This window comes from Thiomicrorhabdus sp. Kp2 (genome assembly GCF_000478585.1).
Lineage (GTDB): Bacteria > Pseudomonadota > Gammaproteobacteria > Thiomicrospirales > Thiomicrospiraceae > Thiomicrorhabdus.
On the sequence record NZ_ARWI01000001.1, the window covers coordinates 107066 to 123504 of the forward strand.

The following is a 16439-nucleotide window of genomic DNA, read 5'->3' on the forward strand; positions in this document are numbered from 1 at the left end:
CACGCCCAAATTTTCTTATTTTGAGTTTTTCAATTGTTTTTATGAGCGCGTCCATTGCACATTATCAAGCTCAAGATTGGTCTTGGCTTATGTTTACGCTCACTTTGAGTGGTGCGGTGTTAGCCCATGCCGCGGTTAATTTATTAAATGAATATCAGGATAATCAATCAGGGTTAGATTTTATGACTCCAAAAACGCCTTTTAGTGGTGGTAGTGGTTCATTGCAAGCGAATCCTCTGGCCGAAGCGAGTGTTTTAAATGCATTTAAAGTGGTGATGAGTTTATTGATACTGATTGGCGTTTTGGTTGTTTATAAGGTAGGTTGGCAAATTGTGCCACTAGGCCTTACAGGCCTGGCAATGATTGTGTTTTATACAAAAAATATCACCAAAAAACCTTGGTTATGTTTGGTTTCACCAGGCCTGGCTTTTGGGCCAATAATGGTGTTAGCGAGCTACTTTGTACTGACAGGTTCGTTTTCATGGCTAACATTCGCTTTATCAATGGTACCGTTTTTTTTAGTGAATAACCTTCTGCTCCTTAATCAAGTTCCTGATTTAACAGCGGATAGAATGGTTGGTCGTTATAACTTATTAATGGAAATAGGTGTAAAAAATGCGATGTATGTCTTTGCGTTGTTTGAGTTATTGGCATTTATGACCTTAATCGCTTCTATTTTCTATTTTGATTTGCCCGCTGTGATTGCTTTAGCCAGTTTGACATTTATTCTGGTGCTGCCTATGGTTTGGATCGCTTTTAAATACTATGAACAAATTGATAAACTTATGCCTGCTCTGGCAATGAATGTCATAATAAACATCGTTACGCCAGCTCTTATTGGTTTTACGCTGTGGTTGGCCTATTAAAATAACAGCGTTATTTGCACAATATAGAAATAACAGGGAAGTAGATGGAATATAAAACCTTAATGGACTTTGTGGGAAATACCCCGTTGGTCAAACTGCAGAGAATGGTAAACACTAAGACCAATAGTGTTGTACTCGCTAAGTTGGAAGGTAATAACCCTGCAGGTTCAGTTAAAGATCGACCTGCTATTAATATGATTAAGCAGGCTGAGCTGAGGGGCGATATAAAACCTGGCGATACGCTTATAGAAGCGACCAGTGGTAATACGGGTATTGCTTTAGCCATGGCTGCGGCAATGATGGGTTATAAAATGAAGCTGATTATGCCAAACAATATGAGTATGGAGCGTAAAGCCTCAATGGCCGCTTATGGGGCAGAATTGATTGAAGTCACCAAAGAAGAGGGGATGGAAGGCGCTCGAGATTTAGCAAGCCGAATGACTGAAAATGGTGAAGGAATCGTTTTAGATCAGTTTGCTAATCCCGATAACCCTCTTGCTCATTATCATTCGACGGGGCCTGAGATTTGGCGTGATACACAAGGCAAAGTCACTCATTTTGTAAGTGCGATGGGGACAACGGGAACCATTATGGGAACGTCCATGTTCTTGAAGGAGCAAAATAACAACGTACAAATTGTGGGTGTGCAACCTGAAGATGGTGCCGCTATTCCAGGTATAAGACGCTGGCCTGCAGAATATATGCCTAAAATATATGAATCTACCCGTGTCGATCGCATCATTGATATGTCGCAGAATTTGGCTGAAAATACGATGCGTGATTTAGCGACCAAAGAAGGGGTTTTTGGTGGCGTCTCTTCTGGTGGCGCACTAGCCGCCGCCTTACAAATTGCACAAGAGGTAGAAAATGCTGTGATAGTAACGATAGTATGTGATCGCGGAGATCGCTATCTTTCTACAGGTGTTTACAACGTCTAAAAGAAAAAATAAATAATATTTATACTGTTGTAGTAAACAAAAATAAGAAGAATTAGGTACGATTGATGGCAAGAGAGATAGAGCGAAAGTTCTTAATGAAAAACCAAAGTTGGAAAGCATTAGCCCATAAAAAAACCCATTTTGCTCAAGGTTACTTAAATGATATTGCAGATAAAATGGGTAAAAGTTCAGTGAGAGTTCGTATTGAAGGCGATAAGGCTAATATAAATATCAAGAGTTTAGAGATTGGTTTAAGTCGAGATGAATATGAGTATGATATACCTCATTCAGATGGACAAAAGATGCTAGCAACCCTTGCCGTAGGACCCGTTATTGAAAAGGTTCGTTATCTCGTTAAAGTGGATCAACACACCTGGGAAATTGATGAATTTTTGGGTGATAATGCAGGCCTGGTAATTGGCGAAGTTGAAATGGATTCTGAAGACGAAGAGGTCACTATTCCAGAGTGGGCAGGTAGAGAAGTGACTGAAGAAGTGCGTTTTTATAATATTAGTTTAAGCAAACGACCATATAGTGATTGGAGCGAAGATGAAAAGCAATAAAGTAAGTATTGGGGCGATGTTTAATACACAAAAAAAATTAACTCAAGCAATGGTTGTGGGTTCAATATGTGCACTTACTTCAACCCTAAGTTATGCCAATAGCTTAGGGTTGCAAGATGTCTATCAGATGGCGTTACAACATGATGCTTTACTTGCACAAGCACAATCACAGTATCAGGCTGATATGCAGGGTTTAGATACCGCACGCGCTTCACTATTGCCACAAATACAAGCCGATGGCAGTTATTTTGTTAACGACAGTACACTTGATTCAGCGGATGTCGCTTCACGCGGTTTATCGCTTACGCTAAATCAATCCCTCTATAAACATGAGTATTGGGCACGTTATGAGCAATCAAAATATCTTGTAGAGGCAGCGGACTCTACCTTAAAAAACGCACAACAAGATTTAATTTTACGGGTTAGCCAGGCCTATTTTGATGTACTACTGGCTCAAGAAACGGTGAGATTGGCAAAAAGCAAAGAAGTGGCTGACTATACACAGTATGAAACGGCGCAAGCTTCTGCTGAACTTGGGTTATCGAGTAAGGTCGATGTATTACAAGCCAAATCAAGTTATGATCTATCAAAATCGGAAACCATTAATGCTGAAAATGGCCTAGATGTCGCATTGGAAGTGCTTTCTAAACTAACAGGTAAATCGGTAACTCTTTTTGAAAGCGGTCAATTGAAGCAACTGTTACCTGATGTTGATTTGCCAATAGATAAGCGTGCCACATCGCAATTAGAGAAACGTGCTGAAACGGAAAACTTACTGGTTAAACAGGCGCAATCGCAACTGTCTACCGCCACGGAAGAAATTGAGGTACAACGAGCAGGATATTGGCCAACTGTTGCATTTCAAGCTAGCTATAGCGATACCGCCTACTCAGATTACAATTCTGCTTACGCCACTAGCTATAACGATAATAACAAAACATCGGTTGGTGTAACTTTGTCTTTACCCTTGTATTCAGGTGGCTCAACAAGTTCGCAAGTAGCCGCTGCTAAATACAAAACCATTGCTTCTCAGCAAGCGTTGCGAGACGCGCAAGAAACGGCTCGACTTAATGTAAGAACCCAAAAACGAAATTTAGAACGCGGTCAAAAGTTGGTTGCTGCACTGCGTGAAGCGGTGAAATCAAATGATGCTTTTTTAGAGTCTGCCGAAGAGGGTTATAAGGTCGGTTTAAAAAGTATGCTTGAGGTTTTAACTGCACGAACCAATCAAAATAGTGCGCATAGAAACTTAATCGAAGCAATACATAATCAAGTGTTAAGTCAACTCAATCTAGAGGCCAGTTTAGGTGATTTAACCATTGATGATATCCTAAAGTATGAGCCGCTTCTACAAGCCAAAAATTAATCATTCTATGAAACAAATAGGTAAGTTAACCCTATTTGTTGGAGTTATTTGACTTGAATGTAACTACCGATATTGGTCGACGCCAATTTGTTAAAACCAGTTTTATGTCGCTGGGTGTCATAAGTCTATCTGCCTGTCAACCTTCAACCTCTGCTCAACAAATTTTAGTAGGGGTGACTTCCCGTCCTAGGATGTTAGATCCCCGAAAGGCAACGGATGCGCTATCGAGTCGAATTAATCGTTTACTTTATCGCCAATTAATTGATTTTAATGAGAGATTTGAAGCGATTCCCGATTTGGCCACTTGGCAACAAACCTCAGATACTCGTTATGTGTTTACGATAAAAGAGCCTACTATTTTTCCGCATGGGGAACCTTTAACGTCTGCTGATGTGGTTGCCACTTATCAAAGTCTTTTAGATCCTGATTTTGGTTCTGCGCACAGAGGGTCTTTAAAAGGCATTGTTAGTGTCACGGCATTAAATGAAACGCAAATTGAGTTTATTTTAGATAAGGCGGATGCGCTGTTTGTTGGGCGATTGGTGATTGGGATTTTACCTAAATCTTTTATTGAACAGGAGCATGAATTTCAGAAGCAACCAATTGGTTCAGGTGACTGTGAATTTGTATCACTTTCAGAGCAAAAATTAGTCTTAAAACGGCGTAAAGACAATGTTGAGTTGGCCTTTATTCCTGTTAAAGATGCAACGGTTCGTGTTCTTAAATTGAAGAAAGGTGAGCTGGATATTGTTCAGAATGACCTTTCACCTGAGTTGGTTCAGTATTGTCAAAAGCAGCCTGAATTAAAAGTGGATTGGCATGCTGGAACAAATTTCGGTTATATCGGTTTTAATTTTGAAGATCCGCTATTAGCGCAACAGGCATTACGTGAGGCAATTGCACATGGTATTGATAGACAATCTGTTATTAATGCCATGTTTTCTGGTCATGCACGTTTGGCTGGTGGGTTATTAGTTCCAGAGCATTGGTGTGGTGTAGAGGATATGCCTGCCTATGAGTATAATCCGCAAAAAGCCAAACGCTTGTTGCATTCATTAGATTTTAAATCACTTCCACCAGGCCTGGTAACTTATAACCAAGACAATGAACCAATGATTGAATTGAGTTACAAAACCTCAAATGATCCAACTCGTATTCGATTAGCGACTATCTATCAATCTCAGCTCAAAAAGATTGGTATTCACTTAAATATCCAAAGTTATGATTGGGGAACCTTTTACAGTGATATTAAAAAAGGTCGTTTTCAACTCTATAGTTTGGCTTGGGTAGGAATTAAAAGTCCCGATATTTTTCAGTACGTTTTTGATTCTGATGCGATACCTCCAAAAGGCGCGAATAGGGGGCGTTATAGAGATAAAACTGCTAATCAACTTATTCGTTCAGCAGGCCAAACTCAAAGTCTTGAAAAACAGGCAGAGCTGTATAAAGAGTTACAACATCATTTACATGCCACTTTAGCGACAATGCCATTATGGTATGAAGACCAATATACGGTTGCGCGAAGAAATATAACGGGCTATAAACTTTATGCAGATGGTCGATTAGATGGGATTGTAAGCTGCCATAAACTTGCTTAGTTAAAAATGATAAACTTTTTAAAAGCGGATGCAAATTCCTCCTTTTGACCGTTAAAGTTTACGGCCATAAGGAGGTAGCAATGAGAAGTGTGTGCTTAGCGGTTATTTAGAGGTTAGCGTCCACGTCTACCTTTTTCTTTGCCACTTGTTGTGGTATTGATGTTACCCGTTTCAGATTCAGAATTGACAATTGCATCGAACTCTTCTTGGCTAATATGGGTTGGTGTATATTCAAATCCGCCATTAATCACTAGGCTATAAAAACTTCTCAAGTGATTTCTAGAACCCTTTAGTAAGTTGTTATATACATTAATAATATCTTGTTTTTTAATTACGTTTAATTGACTGTTTAAATCTGCAATATCCAACTCTTCAATTTCTGTTCCAACTTTTAGAGCGGCCTCGTAACTTTCTGAACCAGCCTTCACTAAAGCCGCATAAAGTTCTGTAAAAGCAGGATCAGTATATTCACCAATTGCATCATTGGTAACAGGGTCTGCAACACCATATTTTTGAAGTAAATTCGCTACTGCATTGGTATGGGTTTGTTCTGAGTTTGCAATGTTCTGAAAGATTGGTACTCCCCAAACATCATAAAGAGAAAGGTAAACATCACGTGCTAATTTCTCTTCTTCACGCATAAATTTCAAGCTGGTTTCTTCAAAGCTAGATAGTGCGGATACCGTAGTGGTTTGTTCAGTCGTTGTAGTCGATTTTTGTTGGTTCCATTTACCTGCTACAGCATATGGGCTACTTACAGCTAAAATTGCAAAAGAGACTAGAGCGGTTTTAATCATTGGAGTTTTCATTTTTACTTTCCTTAATATCGTGGTTATCAGTTTTGATAATTTGATACTGAAATTAAGAGTCAAAAATGAGGGAAGGGACTAAGAAAGAGAATACATTGAAATTTTGATTTCTCTAACTATTTGGCAACCGGCTATCTTTTAATAAAGACCCTTGGCTTTCCGTCCTTGCTTCACAACAAGTTTGGCACAACATATAGTTAATTAGCTCAACATGTATTTAAAAATGGTTGTTTGTTGAGTTGGTTGTAGTTTAGGTTTTTGTGTGTATGGGAAACATCACCCGAATGGGTGAAATGTGATATTTTTACATAGAATGTTTTTATTCATGACGATTAGTAAAACCTTTTAAATTTCATTTAAAGTCTTTTAAAGCACGGTGAATGAAAGGTAGAATAGGGAACGTTTATAACTCATCTAGTGATTACAGTTGTCTTACTCCCTTCGAATATCCATTTCTAAGCAAATGTTAGAGGTTTTTGCAAAACCTTTAGCGAATGATTTAGATTCTTCAATAGGTTCTCCTTCAATAGAAAATCCGTTAAAAAGCTATTCAATTAGCACGGCATTGAATGGTGTGGGTTGTAATAAAAATTCGGGTAGAACCCCTTTAGGGCGACATATTATTCGCGCCAAAATAGGTCAAGATCAACCTTTAAACACGGTCTTTGTTGGCAGAAGGCCTACAGGTGAAATCTATTCTGAAGATTTAGCTCAAGCTCAACCTAATCGAGATTGGATTTTAACGCGTATTTTATGGCTTTCAGGCACGGAAATCGGTGTGAACCGTTTAAGAGATGTAGATACCATGCAACGTTATATTTATATTCATGGTACGCCAGAAAGTGAGCCTATGGGGATTCCTTTGTCGCATGGTTGTATTCGAATGCATAATAAAGACCTTGTGGCGTTATTTGATTTGGTTGATGTGTACACTCCTGTGGAGATTGTCTGTTGATTTCTTATATTTTACGTTTGCTCGGTTCAGTACTCTTTGTCTCATGGATTGTTGGGACATTGGTGTTCTTTTTAATTCACCTGGTACCTGGTGACCCCGTTGCGGTGATGTTGGGCGACTGGGCAAGTCCAGCTGATGAAACGGCATTGAGAGAACAGTTAGGATTGCATTTACCGATTTGGACACAATACATCCATTACTTAACAGGCCTGGTAAGTTTGGATTTAGGGCAATCGTTATTTTTTCAACAACCTGTATCTGAATTAATTGCCGAACGTTTTCCTATGACTTTGCAACTGGCGGTGATGGCTCTGTTGGTGGCTGTACTAATCGCATTTCCTCTTGGGTTATGGGCAGCTTTAAGAGCAGGAAAATGGCCAGACCATCTCTCTATGACTGTCTCGTTAATAGGTGTTTCTATTCCAAATTTTTGGTTAGGACCCATGTTGATTTTACTGTTTTCACTTGGTTTAGCTTGGTTGCCAGTGAGTGGTGCCGAACAACCGTTTTCATGGGTATTACCAGCCATTACTTTGGGTACGGCTTTGGCGGCCATTCTTGCACGAATGTTAAGGGCTTCTTTATTGGAAGTGATGCACGAAGACTATATTCGTACCGCACAAGCTAAAGGTTTACCTTCATCCGTAGTTTATGGCAAGCATGCTCTATTGAATGCCTTACTGCCTGTGGTAACGATTTTAGGGCTTCAGTTAGGCACTTTACTGGGTGGGGCTGTAATTACCGAGGTAGTTTTTGACTGGCCTGGTTTAGGGCAATTGCTGGTTGAATCGATTCAGCGTCGTGATTACCCTGTAGTACAAGGTTGTATCTTAATTATTAGCGTTGCTTACATTACCATCAACGGACTAACTGAGCTTGTTTATGCTTGGTTAGACCCAAGAATAAGAGTGGCCACTTAATGTTAAGAATCTTTAGCTACTTTATTGTTTTTACTTGGTTGGCTATGGCAATAGCTGGCTTTTTTATTGGTGATGGTGCCAATAATGTACAACTGGATTTGTTTTTATCTTCACCAACTTACCAGGCCTGGTTAGGTGCTGATGAGCTTGGTCGTCCTGTTTTAGAGCGAGTGATTTTAGGCGCACAAACCTCACTGTTTGTGGCAATAGGGGTTGTGTTTTTCTCGGCCATTATTGGTACCTCTATTGGCGTGTTAAGTGGCTATTTAGGCGGTTGGTTTGATCGAGTCATTACCAAAATCATTGATGTGTTCTTGGCTTTTCCAGGGTTATTGCTGGCGATTGCTCTAGCGGCTGTATTAGGGCCTGGTATTGAAAACGTGGTGTTTGCTCTAGTTGTTGTTGGTTGGGTGGGCTATGCGCGTTTATCAAGAGCGCAAACCTTGAGTATTCGTCACCGAGAACATATCCTTGCCGCACGTGCATTAGCTGTGCCTATGCCGATTATGCTTTACCGACATGTACTGCCGTTAATCTTAGCACCATTAGGTGTAGAGGCCACCTTTGGTATTGCTGGAGCGGTGATTTCAGAAGCAGGCTTGTCGTTTTTAGGTTTGGGTGTGCAACCACCCGATGCCTCTTGGGGCAGTATGATTAAAGAGGGAACTCGTTATTTATTGGTTGCGCCGCACCTTGTACTCGCTCCAGGTATTGCCTTAATGTTGGTGGTATTGGCGGTGAATTTAATTGGCGACCAATGGCGTGATTATTTGGACGTGAGAACCCGTTCTAATGGTTAATGTCATTTGTGCATTAAATATTTGAAGCTACCAGGCCTGGTAACTTATCAGAAAAGTGCTTTGAGTTTGGATTGAAACGACTTAGAAATGCTTTAAAACCGTTTTAAAACCGTTACCTTATCGCCAATTTTTAGATAACCTTGGCGTAATACTTTACAGCGTGCACCACCACGCCATTCTGGGGTGAGCGCTTTTTTTAAGCCTGGTTGTAAGGCTTCCATTCGGTTGCATGGGTCGGTCTCTTGGGTGATTTCTAAAAGAACCTCTCCAATTTGCACTTGTTCACCAATCATTGAATCTGAAAACTCAATATCATCAATTAATAAGTTTGCTCGGCGTTCCGTCCAATCAATTTCGGTTAAACACTCTTTACAGGCCTTTTGCCAGCTTTGCAAAGAGAGTAAAGTGACTTGAGTGTTTGGGTTTTTCTTGCCTTGAAAGTCATTCTCCAGGCCTGCTTCTAATGAAACAAAAATTTCTTCATGAGAGGTGATGTAACCTCTTGATTCTTCGTGTGTTGCTATGCCAATCAATTTAGCCATCTTTTTATCCTTATTCTATGTATCGCGCGTATTGTAAATATTGAATATGACAATTGGGTTAAGCTTGTGTTTCTATTTTCATTTTTGGGTATGATATGTGCAATTATATATTCACAGATAAAATCGTTTAAAGGGCAATAATGAAGCACATCTCAGGTAAATCCATGTCGTTAGGCAGTGTAATGGTCGATATTGAAGGTGCTGAACTTCAAGCGCATGAAGTTGAACGTTTGATGGATCCTTTGGTTGCTGGAGTGATTCTGTTTAGCCGTAATTTTGAGTCTGTTGAACAGTTAACAAAACTAACCCATGAAATACATGAATTAAGGCATCCCAAGTTATTAATAGGGGTTGATCATGAAGGCGGAAGGGTTCAGCGTTTTAGAAGTGGATTTACCCATATTCCCCCGATGCGTGTTTTAGGTGAACTCTATGAAAAAGATGAAAAGCACAGTTATGAAGTCGCTGAAAAAATAGGCTGGTTATTGGCTGCCGAGCTGCTTGCGGTTGGCGTGGATTTTAGTTTCGCGCCCGTTCTTGATTTAGACTATGGTGGCAGTAAAGTGATTGGTGATAGAGCGTTTCATAATAATCCTATTGCGGTGGGTAATTTGGCCTTTCATGTGATGAATGGAATGCATAAAGCAGGGATGGCCTCTGTTGCCAAACATTTTCCAGGTCATGGTTTTATTGAAGCGGATACCCATTTAGAAGTCGCCATTGACCACCGTCCTTTTGCAGAAATTCAGCGACATGATATTCAACCGTTTCTTCGTCTCATTGAGAACAGTGTGGATGCGGTAATGCCTGCACACGTTATTTACCCAAAAATGGATAAAAATCCCGCAGGTTTTTCTGAGTTTTGGCTGAAAGACGTATTACGTAAGCAGTGCCATTTTGAAGGTGCAATTATTAGTGATGATATGAGCATGAAGGCGGCAACGGAATATGGAACTGCCGCAGAGCGCGTTTTAAAAGCTTTGCATGCAGGTTGTGATTTGGTTTTGGTTTGCAATGATCCAATGGCGGCGGATGAGGTTCTATCTAAAGTGCATTGGCATTCTGACACCTTGTCACATGCCCGTTTAATACGGCTACACGCTCATGGCAAGTTTGAATATTCAAAGTTACAATATGAACCGCTTTGGCAGGCAGCGACAGCTGTAGTAAATAAAATAAATCAAAAAGAAGATCAACAGGAACTGATTTAAATGGAATGGTTAACGCAAGTTTGGACTGATTTAGTCGCGCTTTTTGGTGGTCAAGTATGGCTATTACTGGTTTTATCGATATTAACGGTAACGATTATTCTAGATATTATTCAACGTTATATTCTTAAAATCGTTCACTACCGTTTATTGAAAAGTGGCTATGTTTGGATTGATAGTATTGTTGATGCCGCTCGTTCACCTGCTTCTTTCTTTATTTGGGTGACAGGGTTAGTTTTAGCGCTAACTACAACCATTACACAGTTTGGCCTTTATATGGATTTAGTGCCGTATATCTTATCTTTTAAGTCAACAATATTAACGCTCTCTTTTGGTTGGTTTGTAATTCGATTGGTTCATCGTTTAGAGCAGAACTTAAAAGTAGTCGCTCGGCGAGATGATCGCTTAGATGAAGTGACGGTTGAAGCGTTTGCCAAGATTATTAAACTGCTTGCGTTTATTGTGACGATTCTCTTTTTCTTAAGTGCTTTTGGCGTGAGTTTAACAGGCCTGCTCGCATTTGGTGGTGTAGGGGGGATTGCCATTGGTTTTGCCGCTAAGGACTTATTGGGTAATATCTTTGGCGGTTTAATGCTCTATTTAGATAAGCCTTTTACGGTTGGGGAATGGATTCGTTCTTCAGACAAGGAGATTGAAGGTACGGTAGAAAAAATAGGTTGGCGTATGACAACGGTGAGAACATTTGATAAACGTCCTCTGTATATTCCGAATGGAATTTTTGCCAATATCGCAATTGAAAACCCTTCAAGAATGAGTAATCGTCGAATTAAAGAGACCATGGGAATTCGTTATGCAGATGTCCATAAAATGCATGACATTATTGCGGATGTGAAAACCATGTTGCGTGAACATAGAGAGATTGATACAAATCAAACGTTAATAGTCAATTTTAATGGCTTTGGCGCATCGTCTTTAGACTTTTTTATCTATACCTTTACTAAAACAACAGACTGGGTAAGGTTTCATGAAATCAAGCAAGATGTTTTACTTAAGGTAAGTCAAGTTGTTGAGTCTCATGGTGCTGAGATGGCGTTTCCAACACGTACTTTGCATATTGCTAAAGACGAGGACTTGCTAAAACTTAATGAAGCTCATTCAAATTTAAATTAATGGCCCGTAGCGGCACTAAGTTTAAACGGTGAATGTTTTGTGACTGATACGTTAAAAACGCCGTTTAGATTATAGAATAATCACCTCTGGTTCGAGATGTATGCCAAATTTATGAATGACATCATCTTGTACCAGGTGATATAACTCCTCAATATCGGTGCCTTTGGCGCCACCTAGGTTAACCAAGACCAGAGCGTGTTTAATCGATACCCCAGAGCGTCCATGAGAGCGGCCTTTCCAGCCTGTTTGTTCTATTAACCAAGCGGCAGGAATTTTATAGTTGCCATCCAGCATTTTGTGGTTTGGCATTTCAGGGTATTGTTCTAACAGCGTTTCAAAATAAGCAGGTTCTATAACTGGATTTTTAAAGAAGCTACCAGCATTTCCTTGGCGTTCTGGGTTGGGTAATCTATTTTGTCTGATATCCACAATAGCATCAAAAATAATACGGGGGGTCAATTGCTCTTTAGGCACATCAATCAAGGCTTCTTTTAGTGGGTCATAAGCCAAGTTAGGGTTACCATACTTCAGTTTTCTTAGTCTAAACGTAACTCTATGAACGAGTAATTTATTGACAAATTCTTGTTTAAAAATACTGGTTCGATAACCAAATTTACACTCTGCGTTTCGATATTCGACACGTTGTCCATCATAAATATTCAGTGTTTGTACACGAGTGATGGTATCTCTTGCCTCAGCGCCATAAGCCCCAATGTTTTGAACTGGAGCGGCGCCTACTGTGCCAGGTATGAGCGCCAGGTTTTCTAAACCCCACCAATCATTTTCTACCGTATATTTAACTAGGTCATGCCATTTCATCCCTGCACCGACTGATAACCAAACGTTCTCTTCATCTTCTTTAACGACTTTTAATTTATCGTAAATACAACGTACTACAACGCCTTCAAGATCATGGGTAAAAAGTATATTGCTACCATCACCAATAATTCGCCAGGGTAGAGAGGCCAGCTTTAGGTCTGAGCGTAATGTTAAAATATCGCTCTGTTTATTAATTTCTATGAAGTATTCACTCTTAACATCAATATTAAAAGTGTTGTAGGGTTGCAGTGAATGGTTGGCCTGAATGTGCATTTTAGTCTTGTGTATAATGGCTGTGAATTAGAATTATTATAAAGGAAGATGAATGGGGCAGTTAACACTTTCTAAAGATTCTTGGTCATCTCAAACCGTTTTTATTATGGCGGCTGTTGGCTCAGCAGTCGGGCTAGGTAATCTATGGAAATTTCCATACATTACAGGTGAAAACGGTGGTGGTGCCTTTGTGCTTGTTTACTTGGCTTGTATTTTACTTATTGGTATTCCAGTTTTGCTTTCTGAACTCGCTTTAGGACGAGCGGGTAAAGCCAATCCAGTACAGGCAATGGCGAATGTTTCTCGTGAAAATGGTGGTAGTCGCTGGTGGAGTTTATTAGGTTTAAACGGTGTTTTAGCAGGTGCATTAATTTTATCGTTTTATACCGTGATTGCTGGTTGGGGGCTTGCCTATTTTATTGAGAGCGTGAGGGGCTCTTTTATTGGTATTAATGCAGAGCAGGTTGGAGTGCATTTTAGTGGTTTATTAGCAAACCCTATTGAGCTGTTGTTTTGGCATACTGTCGTCAGTGTTTTTACCGTAATTATTGTGGCACAAGGCATAAAAAGCGGTATCGAAAAAGCCATTAATTTTATGATGCCAGGCCTGCTATTAATTCTTTTTGTTTTATTGGGTTATGCAACAACTACGGGGTCATTTGGCGCAAGTTTCTCATTTCTATTTTCTCCAGATTTTTCTAAACTGACTTGGGAGTCTGTGTTAACTGCAATGGGACATGCTTTTTTCACATTAAGCATCGGTTTAGGCACCATGATGGTTTACGGTTCTTATATTTCAAAGAAATACTCTATTGTAAAGGCGGGTTTATGGATTGCTTTTGCTGACACGCTTGTGGCACTTTTAGCAGGCCTGGTTATTTTTTCAATTGTGTTTGCTAATGGGCTTGAACCTGGATCAGGGCCTGGCCTGCTTTTTCAGACGTTACCTGTGGCTTTTGGGGATATGACAGGGGGGTGGTTCTTTGGAACCCTATTTTTTGCGTTAGTGGTTATGGCAGCGTTGAGTTCATCTATCTCACTCATTGAACCAGCCGTTAGTTGGTTTGACCAAAACTGGGGAATTAAACGAAAAAATGCCGCTTGGATTTTAGGTGCGCTTATTTGGTTTGTTGGTATTGGTACAGTTCTCTCTTTTAATGAGTGGTCTGATATTCACTTTTTAGGAGAAAGAAACTTTTTTGAATCGTTAGATTTCTTGACGGCGAATATTATGCTGCCGCTTGGTGGCTTATTAATGGCGGTCTTTGCCGCTTGGGTGTTAAGTGAAGATGCTAGGCAGGAGCAGCTGCCTATGTCTGAATGGATGATGAATAAGTTTGTACTGGTTTTAAAGTGGGTAGCTCCGATTGCGGTGATGGTGGTTTTTGCATCTAACTTGGTTTCTGGCGAAGATTTGTTGCCAATGATTTTGGCTACATTTGCAGTCTATGCCATTTATGTTTGGAAGGTATGTAAACGCTAACTAGCAGGCTTAAAAGCTTTGTTCATGCTGGTTTCAAGCAATAAAAAAAGGAGGCGAATTTGCCTCCTTTTTTATTGAGATACTTTTTTAAACCGTGCTTAATATTGCGCGGTATATTGATTTTGCACCATGCGATGCATCTCTAAATATTTTGCGTTGATTTTACGTTGCATAACATGAGAATAGCGCAAAATAGAGCGCATAACATGGTAAGTCAACATTGGATGTTTTTCTACTAAGGCTTCGAAAGCATCTTTGTGCAATAGAATGACTTCTGAATCTTTTTTAGCCACTAAGCGCATGGTATGTGTATTGCCATCAATAAAGCTTAATTCCCCTGTCATACTGCCTTCTTTTAGAGTATCAATATGAATTGTGGTGTCCCCTGAAAGTACCTTAAGAACTTCTAATTTACCTGTTTGAAGTAGGTATAAGGTCTCATCTTTAGTGTCTTGATCAAACAAAATATCCCCTTTAGATAGGGTTTTTTGGGTGACAGCAGAAGATAAGATTTCACACTCTTCAATGGTGACATCTTGGCCGAGAATAGTTTGAGAAATAATTTGTGCAAGATTCATAAAAAGTCCTTGATAACGTAAGAGATAGGTTGTTTTCATTCTAACGTCATGTAAACAACCTTAATAGGTTAAATCGATAATAATCATTGGGTAATGGGATTAATTTTGATTTGTGTTAACTTAAGACCTCTAAGTTCAATCTACCAGGCCTGGCAGGAAGTTAACGAAGCTCTTCAATTGGGAAAAAATAATCAAAAAAAGCACCTAACCCCCAAATAAAGACAAAAATTAAAATAAAGACAATAATGATTGAACGGGCTGTCTTATTTTCTATAAATTTGGCTTTCCATCGTTCACTTTTTATTAATGGCCAAACTAAATAAAGAAAAACACCTAAGGCAATGATTTGCAAAGCAATGAGTAAGTATTGCAAAGAGACGGGGAGTTCAGATTCAGTCATATTTTTCTCTGTTTTATTAAGCGTTCGGCAGTTACTTTAAAAGGTTTACCAAGGTGTGGTAGTAAATTTCTGTTAACTGATTTAAGTCGCTTACACTCACTTGTTCATCGATTTTATGAATTGTGGCATTGAGAGGTCCCAATTCAATAACTTGAGCACCTGTTGGGGCGATGAAACGGCCATCAGAAGTACCACCGCCAGTGGAAAGTTTAGGTTTATAACCCATCACCGTTTGTGAGGCTTCTTGAACGGCTTGAATCAGTTTACCTTCAGCAGGGGTAATAAAAGGCATACCTGACAATGTCCAGTCTAGCGTGTACTCTAGATTATGGTGGTCTAGAATGGCGTGTACACTCTCTTTGAGCGATTCTGGCGTATGTTCAGTTGAAAAACGGAAATTAAATTGGATTACCACATCACCAGGAATGACATTAGTTGCCCCTGTGCCGCCATTGATATTGGAAATTTGAAATGAAGTAGGTGGGAAATATTCATTACCATGATCCCATTGAACCTGAACCAGCTGTTCTAAAGCAGGTGCCATATTGTGGATAGGGTTGTCCGCAAGTTCAGGGTATGCAATGTGCCCTTGCACCCCTTCTACGGTTAAATAACCGCTTAAAGAGCCACGACGCCCATTTTTAATGGAGTCAGCCAGTTTGTCACTACTGGACGGCTCTCCGACTAAACAGTACTCAAATTTTTCATTACGATTTTCTAGGGTTTCAACCACTTTAACGGTACCATCGGTTGCTGGGCCTTCTTCATCACTGGTAATTAGATAAGCGATTGAACCTTTGTGTGTTGGGTAGTCGTTGACAAAACGTTTGGTTGCGGCCATAAAGCAAGCGATAGAGCTTTTCATATCGGCTGTACCACGACCAAACATCATGTCACCATCAATGTGTGCAGAAAAGGGTGGATGAGTCCATGCTGTTTCAGGGCCTGTTGGAACAACATCGGTATGGCCTGCAAACACCAAACAGGGGGATTCAGAACCTTTTCGTGACCAAATATTGTCAACTTCACCAAATTTCATGTTTTCTGTTTTGAAACCTAAAGGCGTTAAGTAGTCAGCAATAATTTGCTGACAACCTTTATCATTTGGTGTTACAGAATCAATTTGGATTAACTTTTGTGCAAGTTCAATGGTTTCAGTCATGATTTTGGTCTTTTTGGATGTTTTTGAA

17 protein-coding genes and 1 riboswitch are annotated in these 16439 nt (G+C 39.9%); of the genes, 11 read left to right on the forward strand and 6 right to left on the reverse strand.

Features of this window, described 5'->3' with window-relative positions:
* Positions 1-41 precede the first annotated feature (41 nt).
* The 5 genes from A379_RS00500 (at position 42) to A379_RS00520 (ending at position 5331) form a co-directional block, all read left to right on the forward strand.
* Complete coding sequence (locus A379_RS00500; protein WP_157832328.1) at positions 42-866, forward strand: prenyltransferase; 825 nt, start codon at positions 42-44, stop codon at positions 864-866.
* 44 nt (positions 867-910) lie between these two features.
* Complete coding sequence (gene cysM, locus A379_RS00505) at positions 911-1804, forward strand: cysteine synthase CysM (RefSeq protein WP_040724899.1); 894 nt, start codon at positions 911-913, stop codon at positions 1802-1804.
* 65 nt (positions 1805-1869) lie between these two features.
* Positions 1870-2367 (forward strand): CYTH domain-containing protein, encoded by a 498-nt coding sequence (locus A379_RS00510; protein WP_040724900.1) that lies wholly within the window; start codon positions 1870-1872, stop codon positions 2365-2367.
* Positions 2354-3733 (forward strand): TolC family outer membrane protein, encoded by a 1380-nt coding sequence (locus A379_RS00515; RefSeq protein WP_232744788.1) that lies wholly within the window; start codon positions 2354-2356, stop codon positions 3731-3733. The genes A379_RS00510 and A379_RS00515 overlap by 14 nt, the downstream gene beginning before the upstream one ends.
* Before the next feature lie 53 nt (positions 3734-3786).
* Entirely contained in the window at positions 3787-5331 is a 1545-nt protein-coding gene (locus A379_RS00520; protein ID WP_040724902.1) for an ABC transporter substrate-binding protein, read from the forward strand.
* Between the two features lie 113 nt (positions 5332-5444).
* Here A379_RS00520 and A379_RS00525 read toward each other — a convergent pair whose 3' ends face one another.
* Positions 5445-6140, reverse strand: a complete 696-nt coding sequence (locus A379_RS00525; RefSeq protein WP_106381672.1) for a DUF2202 domain-containing protein — start codon at positions 6138-6140, stop codon at positions 5445-5447.
* Between the two features lie 119 nt (positions 6141-6259).
* A riboswitch (cyclic di-GMP riboswitch) is annotated at positions 6260-6336 on the reverse strand.
* A gap of 231 nt (positions 6337-6567) precedes the next feature.
* Here A379_RS00525 and A379_RS00530 point away from each other — a divergent pair.
* From A379_RS00530 to A379_RS00540, 3 genes are read left to right on the forward strand one after another with little or no spacing between them, the layout of a single operon-like run.
* A complete protein-coding gene (locus tag A379_RS00530; RefSeq protein WP_232744789.1) occupies positions 6568-7095 on the forward strand; it encodes a L,D-transpeptidase in 528 nt (175 codons plus the stop codon).
* Positions 7092-8015: a nickel ABC transporter permease gene (gene nikB / locus A379_RS00535; protein ID WP_106381673.1), complete on the forward strand. Its 924-nt coding sequence runs from the start codon at positions 7092-7094 to the stop codon at positions 8013-8015. The genes A379_RS00530 and nikB overlap by 4 nt, the downstream gene beginning before the upstream one ends.
* On the forward strand, positions 8015-8815 hold the full coding sequence (locus tag A379_RS00540) for an ABC transporter permease (RefSeq protein ID WP_040724904.1): 801 nt from the start codon (positions 8015-8017) through the stop codon (positions 8813-8815). The genes nikB and A379_RS00540 overlap by 1 nt, the downstream gene beginning before the upstream one ends.
* Positions 8816-8907: 92 nt before the next feature.
* On the opposite strand, the gene A379_RS00545 is transcribed toward A379_RS00540, so the two are convergent.
* Entirely contained in the window at positions 8908-9357 is a 450-nt protein-coding gene (locus tag A379_RS00545; RefSeq protein ID WP_040724906.1) for an MOSC domain-containing protein, read from the reverse strand.
* A gap of 140 nt (positions 9358-9497) precedes the next feature.
* Between A379_RS00545 and nagZ the strand changes: the two genes are divergently transcribed.
* The gene (gene nagZ, locus A379_RS00550) at positions 9498-10568 is read left to right on the forward strand and encodes a beta-N-acetylhexosaminidase (RefSeq protein ID WP_198525638.1); all 1071 of its coding nucleotides are present in this window, start codon (positions 9498-9500) and stop codon (positions 10566-10568) included.
* On the forward strand, positions 10569-11696 hold the full coding sequence (locus tag A379_RS00555) for a mechanosensitive ion channel family protein (RefSeq protein ID WP_040724907.1): 1128 nt from the start codon (positions 10569-10571) through the stop codon (positions 11694-11696).
* Positions 11697-11765: 69 nt separating this feature from the next.
* Here the strand turns inward: A379_RS00555 and murB are convergent, their stop codons facing one another.
* Complete coding sequence (gene murB / locus A379_RS00560) at positions 11766-12788, reverse strand: UDP-N-acetylmuramate dehydrogenase (RefSeq protein ID WP_040724909.1); 1023 nt, start codon at positions 12786-12788, stop codon at positions 11766-11768.
* 52 nt (positions 12789-12840) lie between these two features.
* Here murB and A379_RS00565 point away from each other — a divergent pair, with 52 nt between their 5' ends.
* Entirely contained in the window at positions 12841-14271 is a 1431-nt protein-coding gene (locus A379_RS00565; protein ID WP_040724911.1) for a sodium-dependent transporter, read from the forward strand.
* Between the two features lie 98 nt (positions 14272-14369).
* Here A379_RS00565 and A379_RS00570 read toward each other — a convergent pair whose 3' ends face one another.
* The 3 genes from A379_RS00570 to dapE form a co-directional block, all read right to left on the reverse strand.
* Positions 14370-14849: a Crp/Fnr family transcriptional regulator gene (locus tag A379_RS00570; protein WP_040724913.1), complete on the reverse strand. Its 480-nt coding sequence runs from the start codon at positions 14847-14849 to the stop codon at positions 14370-14372.
* Between the two features lie 160 nt (positions 14850-15009).
* On the reverse strand, positions 15010-15249 hold the full coding sequence (locus A379_RS00575) for a hypothetical protein (protein WP_051144841.1): 240 nt from the start codon (positions 15247-15249) through the stop codon (positions 15010-15012).
* 31 nt (positions 15250-15280) lie between these two features.
* Positions 15281-16411: a succinyl-diaminopimelate desuccinylase gene (dapE, locus tag A379_RS00580; RefSeq protein ID WP_040724916.1), complete on the reverse strand. Its 1131-nt coding sequence runs from the start codon at positions 16409-16411 to the stop codon at positions 15281-15283.
* Between the last annotated feature and the right edge of the window lie 28 nt (positions 16412-16439).